A 12,097-nucleotide genomic window follows, 5' to 3' on the forward strand; every position below is an offset into this window, starting at 1 on the left:
TTCTGTTTTTATGAAATGCTTTTGCGAACCAGGTATGCAAGCGTTTCCACCCAGCTTTTTTCAGTGTTTAAACTATCAACCAATTGTAATTTTTCTCCTCCTTTTTCAAGGAATTCTTCGCCGTATTCCACGCCAAGTTCCAGTGTTGTTTCCAGGCAATCGGTAACAAACGAAGGTGCAGCAATCAGTATTTTCTTTTTTCCTTCAGCAAGCTTTTCTGCCAGCAGTTCATCGGTAAATGGTGTCAGCCAGTTTTTCGACAAGCGCGACTGAAAACCTACCGAATAATTTTCGGGCTGCAATTTTAATTTGGTGGCCAACAAACGCGAAGTTTCGTAAACCGTAGCGCGATAACACATAGCACCGTGCTCCGGCATTGCGTTTTGGCAACTGCAATTTTCCACTTTAATTCCCGGATGGCACTTTTCCAAATGCCGGTTAGGTAAACCGTGGTACGAAAAAATAATATGGTCGTAATCCTGCAAATTGTATTGTTGAATCCGTTCGGCAAAAGCATCAATAAATTTTGGATCGTGGTAAAATTGACCAATCTCAAAAACTTCAGATTTTATTCCCAGCTTTTTTATCTCTTTTTGCGCGGCAACCAGCGACGTTTCAGTGGTTGACATGGCATGATGCGGAAACAGGGGCAGTAAAATCAGCTTTTCAAAACCTTTCTTTTTTATGTCTGCCAGAGCTGCTTTGTAACCCGGATTTCCGTAACGCATTCCCATAAAAACTTCATAATCCTCACCCAGTTCTTCCTGAAGTTTTTGCTTTAACTCGTCAGAAATATAAATCAGCGGCGAACCTTTTTTGGTCCATAACTGCTGATATAATTTGGTTGAATTTTTCACCCTGAACGGGATGATTATCGCATTTACCAAAAATTTCCGAAGCAGATACGACAGATCGATAACACGTTCATCGTTTAAAAACTCGGTGAGGTATTTTCGAACCGCCGGAACGGTAGGCTCGTCGGGACTACCAACATTCATTAACAAAACAGCTATTTTCTCCATCATTTATAGTCTTCTGCAAATTGGTTCGCAATTGTTCTACCTTGTTTTATCCGGTCGGCCATACCAATTCCGTCGCGCATGTTTCCGGCAAGCTTGAGCCCTTTAAATTCGGTCTCCAGATCGGAAATGGCCTGTAGTTTTTCTTCGCTTTCGAAACTGTATTGCGGAATAGCATGCGGATAGCGGAAAATCTCCATCAGATCGGGCTCAAAACTTTCGAGGCCCATCATTTCGCGTACTTCGCGCTCTGCAATTTCTTTTATTTTATCATCGGAATACTCAAACATTTCGGGTCTTTTAATACCGCCCATAAACACCGATAGCAACGCGCCGTTTTCAGGCGCCCGGTTTTTTAGGAACGAACCCGGCAACAAAATACCCAGCACATCGCGTTTTTCGGCCGAAGGTACCAACCCTCCAAACGATTTGATCGGGATGCCTTTCCAGTTGTTAAAACCAAGCACCACCTGGGTAACTTTGGCATAGCTCATCTTTTCAATCGGCTGAAGCTTCTCTTTCGGTAAGAATGGAAACAGACCGGGCAAAGCATGCGATCCGGCTGCCGAAATTACATGGGTAAAACTTTCTCCATCCAACGAATATTCAAAATCTCCTTCTTTTTTAACCTCAAGGTTTTTGCAGCCCAGCTTAATATTTTCCTTACCAATATTTTTAACCAACGCTTTTGTCAGGTTATCCAATCCGTTTTCAACCGAAAATACCTGGCGATTGGCTTTGCGTGGTGGTTCCTTTTTACGTGCCTTTTTTTGTTTGATACTACCGCCGATAAAACTGCCGTAGTTTTGCTCCAACCAGTAAAGTTTGGGCAAAGCAAAACGTGTTACCAGTTTCTCCGGATCGCCCGCATAAACTCCCGACAGAAAAGGATCGATAGCATTTCGCAGAAAGCTTTTTCCCATTCGGCGGCGTACCATATCGGCAATTGTTTCATTCGGATCGGTGCCCGGTTTACGAAATGGCTCACCCAGAATACGAAACTTGTCGTACCATGTAAAAAGGGGAGTGGTGATGGCTTTTAAACCGCCCATTTCCATATCGTGCCACTTGCCGCCCATCCAAATCCAGCGTGCTTCGGCGCTTTTGTTGGCGTATTCAATCGTACAATCATCAGCCAGATCTTCAAAAAGCTCAGCAGCTTCTTCCTGTCCCATCGAGCCGGTATTTGGCCCCGATTCGAATACAAAACCATTTTTTCGGTGGGTTTTAATCACTCCACCAGCTTGGTCATCTTTTTCATAAACCTGTACCTTAAAACCAAATTTTTTAAGGTAATAAGCTGTTGTAAGTCCGGTTAGTCCTGCCCCAATAACGGCAATGTTTAGTTGGTTTTTTTGCATGGTTTTTATAGCGCTTTTGAGAATTTTAAGGTCGCATTCCGCATGTTCGGATCAAGGCTGGCAGCGATGTTTCGTACAAAAAAACGTCCTTGTTTACTAACGTGCAGTTCGTCTTTCGAAAGCGATAAAAGTCCTTCTTCAACAAAACCGGCAAGGAACGATTCGTCGTAAACTATGCTTTGTTTAATTACATCGGGAGAAGTTTTTAGCATTTGTGCCGCTTCCTCCCACGAAATATAATAGTTGCACATCACTTCGTTGATGACGTGGCGAATGATCTTCTCCGTTTCATTCAGCTGATAACCTTTTTCAATGGTAAATTTACCGGCGTTGATCTGGTCAACGTAAGTATTGGTGTCCTTGGCATTTTGTGCGTAAGCATTTTCCAGCTGGCTGATTCCGGTGGCTCCAAAAGCATAAACCTGTCCGGTAGTTTCGCGAGTGCAATATCCCTGAAAATTACGGTGCAGCGTTTTGTTTTTAAAGGCAATACTCAATTCGTCATCCGGGCGGGCAAAATGGTCGAGACCAATGGCATCGTAACCGTTTTCAGTCAGTAAACGATAACCAACCTCGAACATGGCCAGTTTTTTAGTTGCTGATGGTAATCCACGTGCATCCAGTATTTTTTGTGCTTTTTTTACCCAAGGCACGTGTGCATACGAGAAGGTTACCAAACGATCAGGCGACAGATTAATAGCGCGCTCGATGGTTTTTGCAAACGATTCTTCGTCCTGAAACGGAAGACCATAGATAAAATCGAAATTCACGCTGGTACCCTCGTGGCTGCGGATCATCGCCACCAAATCTTCCTCGGGAAGAATCGACGGATCGCGGTTTACATTATCCAGCACCTCCTTGTTAAAATCCTGAATACCCAAACTAAAGCGGTTAAACTTTAGTGCTACCAGGCGGTCGATGTAATCCTTATCCAGCATCGCCGGATGACATTCCATGGCAATTTCCGGTTTTGGAATAAACTCGAAAAGCTCGTGAATTACATTCATAATGTCTTCCACCAACTCGATCGACAACGAGTTGGGTGTTCCGCCTCCCCAGTGCACCTGCGACACTTTACGGTCGTCGCTAAGCAGCTTTTTCACCATGCGGATCTCTTTTTTCAGCGCATCAACATAAACTTCCATTTTGTTTTTGTCGCGTGTTAGGTGCGTGTTACAGCCGCAGAAATAACAGATCTTTGGGCAAAACGGGATATGAATATAAATGGAAATATTCTGTGGATTCTCTGAATTGGATTGTTCCAACACTTTAACGTATTGTTCCGGAGTAAATTCCGGTGAAAAGAAGTTGGCCGGCGGATAACTTGTATATCGCGGTACCGGGGTGTTGTATTTTTCTATTAGTTTTTGTGATACTTTCATACTATTAAAGTTGTATATTTTTAATGGTATAGTATGGAACTCACATATATTTTAATCATAATCTGGGGTTTGAATAATATACATGTTCGTTTCATAATACTAATTTAAAGAGTCTTAATCGGTTTCTTGTTCATACTTCAGGTAAAAACTTTTTCTGAAGACAAATGGCAACAGGACAAGGATAAGAATTCCGAGCCCTATTTCTATGGCAAACAGCCCGCGGTAGGTAAGCGCATCGGCCACTTTTCCGCTCATTATGGCAATAACAAGGCTGCTTAGGTGTGTAATTACTATTTGAATGGTAAAATCGGTTCCTTCGCGCCCTTTTCGAACTACGTGCATGCTCATGGTATACACAAATACCGACGACATGGCGTATGCTCCCCAAAGCAGGGCGACACCCAAATAAACCAACCACAAAGCATGGTTGGTATAGGTTAGTCCGAAAAAGAAAGTGGCCACCAGCACATTAATTACCGGAAAGATCCACACCGCTTTGGTAATCCCTTTTTTACGGAGCAGAAATCCTGCGGGTACGGTCATGAGAACACCGCAGGCCGTTCCGAATATTCCGGAGATGATTCCAATTTCTTTAATGTCGTAACCCAGGTCGACGAAGTAGGGTTTTATCATGGTTAAAATCCCGATAATTCCTGAATAAAACAGGAAGAGTAACAAAAGGTGAGCACCAATTTTTCTTTGCCTGAAAAAGTAGATAAACTCCAGTGGCGATACATTTTTTGTTGAACGATCGGGTTCGTTTCCGTTGCGTGCGTTGTACAGCGACACCGGAATGAGTGCAAACAACACAAACAAACCGAGCGAGCGCAACAACCATAACCAACCAAAATAATGGTAGATAATGAGTAAAACACCGCTGCCCATCATGGTTCCGATAAAACTACCAGCCGATTGCATGCTGTTTCCAAGGCTGCGTTCGTTTTTATTCAGAATAAGAATGGCAAAAGCATCAGTGGCAATATCCTGCGTTGCTGATGCGGTAAATGCAATTACCATCAGAATAATAATGGTGGTAAAATCGGTTTGTAGGTTTAAATAACCAACCGACATGATGATGAGCGCATAAAAAGCCTCCGACATGATGATCCACCTGCGGTAGTGCCGTTTGTTTTTACTGGTTTTATCAACCATTGGCGCCCACAGCATTTTCAGAATCCACGGCAGTTTTATCAGCTGGATATAACCGATGGATTCCAGCGAGTAATTCTCCATTCGCATGATCACGGGGATCACCGTAGAGAAAAAACTCATCGGGATCGACTGTGCCAGGTAGAGGCTCAGCAGCGTATAATATTTTTTTATTTCGCTTTGTTTCATTTTAGAAGTTTACCTTCAAATTTACGCCCATTGTGGCCGGTTTTCCCGATTGGGCATACGAGTTTCCAACAGCCTGAAAATAAAACGAATTGTACTCAGCATCAAGGATATTTTTACCCCAGAAAGATAACTGAATATTTTTTGTATCGAAACTGATACGTGAATTCAGCAATCCGTAATAATCCTGATAAGCAATATTCGTTTCTTTCCAATAATGTTTTCCAAAGCCATTATAAGTCAGGTGCAAGCGAATTTGTTCAAGCCAGCCTGAATTAACTTCAATTGTATAATTTCCGCCCATGTTAAACGAAAAGCGGGGAACATAAGGCAGGTAGTTTCCGTTGTAAATTTCGTTTTCGTTTTTTTCGTATTCCACAAATTTTGCATCGTTGTAACCAAAGGCCAGCCAGGTTTCAAGGTTTTTCGCCGGCAGAGCTTTAATTTCAAACTCAACACCTTTACTTTCCGATTTACCGGCGTTGGTTAGCATCGATCCGGTTCCGCTGGGCACGGTTTGGTAAATTTGCTGGTTATCCCAGTCGATATAAAACAGGGCGAGGTTAGCGTAAATGCGCTGTTTTAGCCACTTTGTTTTAATCCCGGCTTCGTAGTTCCACGATCGCTCAGGATCGAACGAACGGTCTTCCTCACGTTCAAAAGTTGAGTTAAAACCACCGGAGTTATACCCTTTTGCAATGGTTGCATAAGGAACTAAATATTCTGAAATGCTGTATTTTACAGCCAGTTTCGGAAGAATTTCGAAGAAATCCATGTCGCTTTCAAAAGCTTCCTCATTTTTGAGATTTCCGTTTAACGAACGATCGTAAACATAGTCGAGGGTTGCTTTTTCGTAATCGGCACGAATTCCGGCGGTTAGCGAAAACTCTCCGAATTTAAGTGTTGACTGGTGGAAAAAGGCAAGGCCCGAATTGCTGTTGTCGTAATATTTGGTGTACGAATATTCGGTAAAAGGCATTTTAGCCAATTGATCTTCACCCATTTCCAGGTGCACTTCTTTATCAAGGCCCTGGTGAAAAGCAAACGCGCCAAACAGCCATTCGTACGTTTCGTTTTCATACGACTGGATATTTATCTCCTGCGAGAACATGTCAATATCCTGATCCTGCGTTACAAAGTATAAATCGGTGGTGGTAAAATCCTGGTCAATTCCCTGTTCGTCGTTTACCGATTGGAAGCTGCTTACAGCGCGGATTTGAAAGTTATCGGCAGCATAAGCGAGGTTTAATCCTGATGATAAAAGCTTGCGGTCGTAACCACTTTCGCGATTGTAATTTACTTCGCTGATTTCGTTGGTTTCGTCGTTATAAATTGCGTAGGGATAACCACTTTGGCGGCTGTCTTCGTATTGCACATTTCCTGTTGCTTTAAACCGGTCTCCCGGAGTAAAAAGTAGTTTCAAACGCCCGGAATAAGAGTCGAGTTCGTCAGCTTTTTTGTTGTTGTATTGGTTGGTAAAAAAGCCATCGTTATGGCGAAGCCCAAGGTTTCCTAAAACTGCAAATGATTTGCTGATAGGCTGATTGTGAGAAACCTGAGCATTTAACTGGTTGTAATTACCGTAGTCGGTTGTGATTTCGGTAAAGCGCTCATCTCCCGGTTGGCGCGAAATGATGTTAATCAGTCCGCCCATTGCATTTCTTCCGTACAAAGTTCCCTGGGGGCCACGTAAAACTTCAATTTGCTGAATATCAAAAAAATCGAAGTTAAAAGCAGCTTTTTCAAAGTACGGAATACCATCGACATACAAACCTACCGATGGCGTGTTTATGCGGTTTCCAACCCCGCGAATGTACACCGGCGAAGTAAGTTTCGATCCGTAATCGGGCATAAAAAAGTTGGGAACAATAGCCGATACGCCGGTCAGGTCTTCTACACCGTTGTTTTCAATAAGCCGTTCGGGGACCATTGTTGCAGCTGCCGGAATATTAAAAATGTTCCGGTTATATTTTGGCGATTTTATTTCAATATCTTCTAACTGATAATGTTTGATGGAGTCGGTTTTTTCATCTTGTTGGGCATTTACTGTGCTGTTAATCAGCAATGCCATAAAGAGTAAGGCATAAATATTTTTCATGGATTTTCTTTAACAGAATAAATATGATTTGCTTGCAATAAGCAAAGGTTAATGGTATAAATAATAGGTTGAATGCAATCAGGCTATTGCGGGAGGGGGACGACAAAATGAACCTTCTAAAAAACAATCCTGACTGGCAAATGGAGTGAAGTAGGTTCTCCATTTTTGTTTGATTATTAAGTTGTTATAGTTTTTGAAACCCGAGGAGTCGTAGTTTTCGGGCTGGAAAAAATGGTACACACTAACTGACGAAGCTTTTGTTTGATTTACATGGTACTCGATCTGGATCGATTTTTCGGCAATCTGTATTTTCCCTTCCTGAACCTGCTCAACGCCAAAAAGCAAAAACCAGGCATAACAGGCAATAAACACCAGGTAGGGGAAATGCGTTGTAAATATGCCGACTGTAAACATTCTTGCCTTTAAGTTTCTGTAAGTCGCGCAAATATAATAATATATAGTTGGAAAAGGCCCTCGGATTTGCTGTTTTAAAATATGCCCGAAAAGGCTACATTTGTGGCTAACCAAAAAATAAACTATGAATTTTTTTAAGGCATTAATTCTATTATTTGTAATGACATCGTGTACACAAAAAGAAAAAGCAGACCTGATTGTTTCAGGAGCTTCGGTTTATACTGTTGATGAGGAATTCACAGTTGCTGAGTCGTTTGCCGTTAAAAACGGGAAAATTGTTGCTGTTGGTACCTCACAGGAAATCAATGATAAGTACGATTCGGATAATATTATTAATGCAGAAGGCAAGTTTATTTATCCCGGTTTTAACGATGCGCATTGTCATTTTAATGGTTATGCGATAAACTTGCTGCAATATGCCGATTTACGCGGAACAAAAAGTCAGGACGAAATTTATGAGCTTTTAAAAGCACACCACGATAAATTTGGTGGCGAATGGATTTTAGGCCGCAGCTGGGATCAGAACGATTGGGAAGACACCCGCTTCCCGGACAAAGCAAAACTGGATGAGTTATTCCCTGACATTCCGGTTTACCTGGTTCGTGTTGACGGACACGCGGGTTGGTGCAATTCAAAAGCGTTGGAACTGGCAGGTATTTCGGCAAATAGCAAAGTTCAGGGCGGGGAAGTGCTATTGAAAAATGGTGAACCTACCGGAGTTTTAATCGATAACGCCATGGGTTTTGTTGGAAAGCTGATTCCCGAGATGACTGCTGCTCAGCAGGAAAAGGGCTTGCTTGAAGCACAGAAAAACTGTTTTGCTGCGGGCCTTACATCGGTTACCGATTGCGGACTGGATAAAGCAACCATTTTACTGATGGATGAATTGCAGGAGGCCGGCACATTAAAAATGCGGGTGAATGCCATGCTGAATCCTACGCAGGAGAACTTCGATTATTTTGTGAAAAAAGGAGAAGCTTACAAAACCGACCGTTTGCTGGTGAATACCATAAAAGTTTATGCCGATGGTGCCTTGGGCTCAAGAGGTGCACTGCTGATGGAAGATTATTCGGATGACGAAGGAAACAGCGGTCTGCAAATTGAAACGCAGGATTATTACGATATGATTTGCCAGCTGGCTTACGATAATAATTTCGTGGTTGCCACACACGCCATTGGCGACGGTGGTAACCGTTTAATGCTGGATACTTACGGTAGGTTTCTGAAAGGGAAAAACGATCGTCGCTGGCGGATCGAACATTCGCAAATTGTTAATCCTGATGATTTTAAAAAGTTTGCCGAGTTTTCAATTGTACCTTCTATACAGCCAACGCACTGCACCAGCGATATGCCTTGGGCCGAAGATCGATTGGGGCCGGAGCGCATAAAAGGTGCTTATGCCTATCAAACCTTGCTGAAGCAGATTGGATGGGTGCCTGCCGGAACCGATTTCCCGGTAGAAGATATTTATCCGCTATATACTTTTTATTCAGCGGTATTCCGTGCCGATCATGAAGGTTGGCCTGAAGGCGGCTGGCATAAAGATGAAGGACTTACACGCGAACAAACGCTACGTGCCATGACAAGCTGGGCGGCCAAATCATCGTTTGAAGAAGATGAAAAAGGACAGCTTGTTCCCGGAATGTGGGCCGACTTCGTTGTATTGGATACCGATTTGATGAAAGCAGAACCAAAAGAAGTTTTAAACACTAAAATATTGAGTACCTGGAGTGCCGGGGAAAAAGTGTTTGAGTTATAGAAATTACAATACGCTCATGGAAAAGGGATAGGAGCCGGTTGGCTTTTATCCCTTTTTTATTGGCTTTTTGATTTGATGGTTGCAATGTACTCTACAGGCTACTTTTGAAAGCTGTTTCCTTTCAGAACGATCTTTCTTAAGGGGTTAAATATGCGTCGTGTCTGGTAAAATTAATTTTGCTCTTAATGACCTATTCTGAATCGTTGCAGAAATTCTTTGCACTGCAAATAGATTCTCCCTCGGCACCTCTTCCCTAAGGGGACTACCTTTTACACACAAATATTTTACGTTTGATTTTTGAAAAAGGGCTTCTATATAAGGCGCATGGCACGTTTCATTTTCACTATACTTTCGCATTTGCGCCATTTCTAATGCTTAACATTAACCCCGGGCGACACTTTCCGCCATCCGGCGGTTCGTTTGCCCGGGGCTAAATTGCTACGGACTTTCAGCCCTATTGTATAATTCTGTTGGATTGTAGTTTAAAAGGAGCGCTGAAAGTGCGTTCTATTATAGCCCAGGGCAAAGTAATTCAACGAATTACGTCGCCCTGGGGTAGGATAATTTGATTAAAATCGTCCGGCGAAGAAAAAATGATCGAAGTTAATTGGTTCTTCCGGACGAAATGGATGGATAGAAACTATAAACTGATTGCATAAGCAAAAGCCGAAACTTATATCCTCCGACTTCCATATTTCCTTCTATAATCTCCTTTTTAAACTGTGATTACCACATCATTTCTTCCAGAAATTGTAATGCTTTTATTGACGTATAAGAAATCCTCATTTCTTTAAACTGCTAAATACTTTTATCGCACTATATTGAGAAAAAATTGAAGTATATATTACAAATAGATAAGAATATATATTAATAAAAATAAAAGAATTATATTTGTAATAAATAAATTGTAATGCTTTTAAAATCAGACTTAAAAATACTAATCGATTCACAAAAAAATTCTTCTGAACTGATTAATTCCTATATAAACAGAGAGTTAGTTGATCAGATAATGAATGAAAAAAGTGAGTTAGTTATTATAAAGGGTTTAAAACGGACCGGAAAAAAATCGGTGCTGTATCAGTTAAAAAATCACTACTCCGATGCTGCTTTTTACGTTAATTTCAGGCATCCCGGATTTTATGGTTTTGATCAGAACGATTTTTTTAAGCTCGATGAAATTATTGCATCAGTCGAAAGCAAAATACTGCTGCTTGACGGAGTTACAACAATGGAAGGCTGGCAGGATTATATTCGCCAGAAACTGGATGAAGGCTTTCGGGTTATTTTCACCACTTCGAATGCAGGAGTGCTAAATAATGAAAAGGGGAGGAGTTTGACAGGTAGGTATATCAGCAGAGTGATTACGCCGCTGTCGTACGATGAATTCTGCACCTACCATTCGCTGGAACGGGATGAAAGCTCAGTAAAAGATTACATGGAAAAGGGTGGTTTTTTTGTGCCTGAAACCAACCGTGATGAATTTTTAGGTCAGTTGTTTGACGACATTGTTGTGCGCGAGATTGGATTAACTAACGGTATTCGCGATTTGAGGGCGTTTAAACGGCTCAGTTTACATTTACTGCGCCACGTTGGGGAAATGATCACCGCCAACCAGCTAAAGAATACATTAGGCATAAAAACCACAACTACGGTGGTTGACTATCTGAATTTTCTGGAGACCGGCTTTTTAATGTATTATGTTCCAAAATTCAGCTATTCGCTGCGCAAACAGCTGGTAAATCCGCGCAAAGTGTATGTGGCCGACACGGGTTTTGTGAGTGCGGCAACTTTTAATATCGCCGATAAAACAGATCAGCTGCTTGAAAATCTGGTGTTTCTGTATTTACAATCGAAATTCACAGAACTCTTCTATTTCTCGGAAGACGGGTACTGCGATTTTATTGGCTTTGGAAAAGATCAGGCAAAAGTTGCGGTTCAGGTGTGTGCGAATTTGGAGCAGGATAAGCTGGAGCAGGAATTAAATGGTTTGTTGGAAGCTATGGATTTCTTCGGTTTCAAAGCGGGGACCTTGGTTACTTTAAACCAAACAGACACTTTTATTCGCGGTGATAAAACTGTTCATGTGGTTCCGTTTCATCAGTTTGCCACTCAGAAATAACGTCTCACCGTTTTCGTGTAATCTTTGTATTCGTCGCCGTAATTTTCATGCATAAAACGCTCTTCTTTTAAAATAAAAAGGTGTATTGAGAGCAGTGTTAACAGACTAATCGCAATAAAGAACGGGGTGGGGAATACCAGCGAAATTCCAATAAATAAACAGTTAATAGCCAGGAAAAAAGGATTGCGCGACCAACCGTAAATTCCGGAAGTTACCAGTTGGCCCAGATTGCCTTTGTTTAATCCAAAACGCAGCGATTGGTTTAATGCACGCAATGTTAGCAGCATTAACAGGTTACCCAATAAAATAAATACGATTCCGCTAACAACGAGAATAATCTTTCCGGTAAGTAAAGGTTGCAAAGTTTCTGGAAGGAAGGAAAAATGAATCAATCCTGCTTTGTAGCCGAGTTCGTTTAAAAACACCATGAAAAAAGCGATAAGTAAAAACGTGCTAATTCCTTTTGAGGACTGCTTTTTTCCACCAGATAAACGCGTTCCTTTTTGATGCAAAACGAAAGCCCGGATACCAATCTGTAAACAGAAAAGCAAAAAGCCGATCAGCGGTATCAAACGAATGATTTCCATGAACTAAAAGTACGCGAAGCAAC

At 41.8% G+C, this 12,097-nt stretch carries 9 protein-coding genes; 2 read left to right on the forward strand and 7 right to left on the reverse strand.

All coding sequences use genetic code 11. The annotated features are described in order from the left end of the window. Positions 1-8: 8 nt before the first annotated feature. The 6 genes from hemH to LH29_RS01250 form a co-directional block, all read right to left on the reverse strand. Positions 9-1,025, reverse strand: a complete 1,017-nt coding sequence (gene hemH, locus LH29_RS01225) for a ferrochelatase (RefSeq protein WP_052670508.1) — start codon at positions 1,023-1,025, stop codon at positions 9-11. Beyond that, positions 1,022-2,380, reverse strand: coding sequence for a protoporphyrinogen oxidase (gene hemG / locus LH29_RS01230; RefSeq protein ID WP_045025751.1), 1,359 nt, complete (start codon positions 2,378-2,380; stop codon positions 1,022-1,024). Before hemG ends, hemH begins: the two co-directional genes overlap by 4 nt. A 5-nt stretch (positions 2,381-2,385) precedes the next feature. Next, positions 2,386-3,762 carry an oxygen-independent coproporphyrinogen III oxidase gene (gene hemN, locus LH29_RS01235; RefSeq protein ID WP_045025752.1) on the reverse strand — a complete coding sequence of 459 codons (1,377 nt, stop codon included), beginning with the start codon at positions 3,760-3,762 and terminating at the stop codon, positions 2,386-2,388. Positions 3,763-3,876: 114 nt separating this feature from the next. Beyond that, complete coding sequence (locus LH29_RS01240) at positions 3,877-5,100, reverse strand: MFS transporter (protein ID WP_045025753.1); 1,224 nt, start codon at positions 5,098-5,100, stop codon at positions 3,877-3,879. Between the two features lies 1 nt (position 5,101). After that, the gene (locus tag LH29_RS01245) at positions 5,102-7,195 is read right to left on the reverse strand and encodes a TonB-dependent receptor (protein ID WP_045025754.1); all 2,094 of its coding nucleotides are present in this window, start codon (positions 7,193-7,195) and stop codon (positions 5,102-5,104) included. 78 nt (positions 7,196-7,273) lie between these two features. Further along, positions 7,274-7,609, reverse strand: a complete 336-nt coding sequence (locus LH29_RS01250; protein ID WP_045025755.1) for a hypothetical protein — start codon at positions 7,607-7,609, stop codon at positions 7,274-7,276. 124 nt (positions 7,610-7,733) lie between these two features. Here LH29_RS01250 and LH29_RS01255 point away from each other — a divergent pair, with 124 nt between their 5' ends. Together LH29_RS01255 and LH29_RS01260 are read left to right on the forward strand one after the other, a co-directional pair. Continuing rightward, the gene (locus LH29_RS01255; protein WP_045025756.1) at positions 7,734-9,368 is read left to right on the forward strand and encodes an amidohydrolase; all 1,635 of its coding nucleotides are present in this window, start codon (positions 7,734-7,736) and stop codon (positions 9,366-9,368) included. Between the two features lie 1,009 nt (positions 9,369-10,377). Then, the gene (locus LH29_RS01260; protein ID WP_198152320.1) at positions 10,378-11,487 is read left to right on the forward strand and encodes an ATP-binding protein; all 1,110 of its coding nucleotides are present in this window, start codon (positions 10,378-10,380) and stop codon (positions 11,485-11,487) included. Here the strand turns inward: LH29_RS01260 and LH29_RS23515 are convergent. Next, positions 11,478-12,074: a methyltransferase family protein gene (locus tag LH29_RS23515; RefSeq protein ID WP_052670510.1), complete on the reverse strand. Its 597-nt coding sequence runs from the start codon at positions 12,072-12,074 to the stop codon at positions 11,478-11,480. The genes LH29_RS01260 and LH29_RS23515 overlap by 10 nt on opposite strands. Positions 12,075-12,097: the final 23 nt, after the last annotated feature.

The organism is Draconibacterium sediminis (assembly GCF_000949475.1).
Lineage (GTDB): Bacteria > Bacteroidota > Bacteroidia > Bacteroidales > Prolixibacteraceae > Draconibacterium > Draconibacterium sediminis.

Bases quoted from the DNA above. Each gene is read 5' to 3' on its own strand.
- LH29_RS23515 (WP_052670510.1), bottom strand. From the start codon at position 12,074: ATGGAAATCATTCGTTTGATACCGCTGATCGGCTTTTTGCTTTTCTGT.
- LH29_RS01260 (WP_198152320.1), top strand. From the start codon at position 10,378: ATGAATGAAAAAAGTGAGTTAGTTATTATAAAGGGTTTAAAACGGACC.
- LH29_RS01240 (WP_045025753.1), bottom strand. From the start codon at position 5,100: ATGAAACAAAGCGAAATAAAAAAATATTATACGCTGCTGAGCCTCTAC.
- hemH (WP_052670508.1), bottom strand. From the start codon at position 1,025: ATGATGGAGAAAATAGCTGTTTTGTTAATGAATGTTGGTAGTCCCGAC.
- hemN (WP_045025752.1), bottom strand. From the start codon at position 3,762: ATGAAAGTATCACAAAAACTAATAGAAAAATACAACACCCCGGTACCG.
- LH29_RS01245 (WP_045025754.1), bottom strand. From the start codon at position 7,195: ATGAAAAATATTTATGCCTTACTCTTTATGGCATTGCTGATTAACAGC.
- hemG (WP_045025751.1), bottom strand. From the start codon at position 2,380: ATGCAAAAAAACCAACTAAACATTGCCGTTATTGGGGCAGGACTAACC.
- LH29_RS01250 (WP_045025755.1), bottom strand. From the start codon at position 7,609: ATGTTTACAGTCGGCATATTTACAACGCATTTCCCCTACCTGGTGTTT.
- LH29_RS01255 (WP_045025756.1), top strand. From the start codon at position 7,734: ATGAATTTTTTTAAGGCATTAATTCTATTATTTGTAATGACATCGTGT.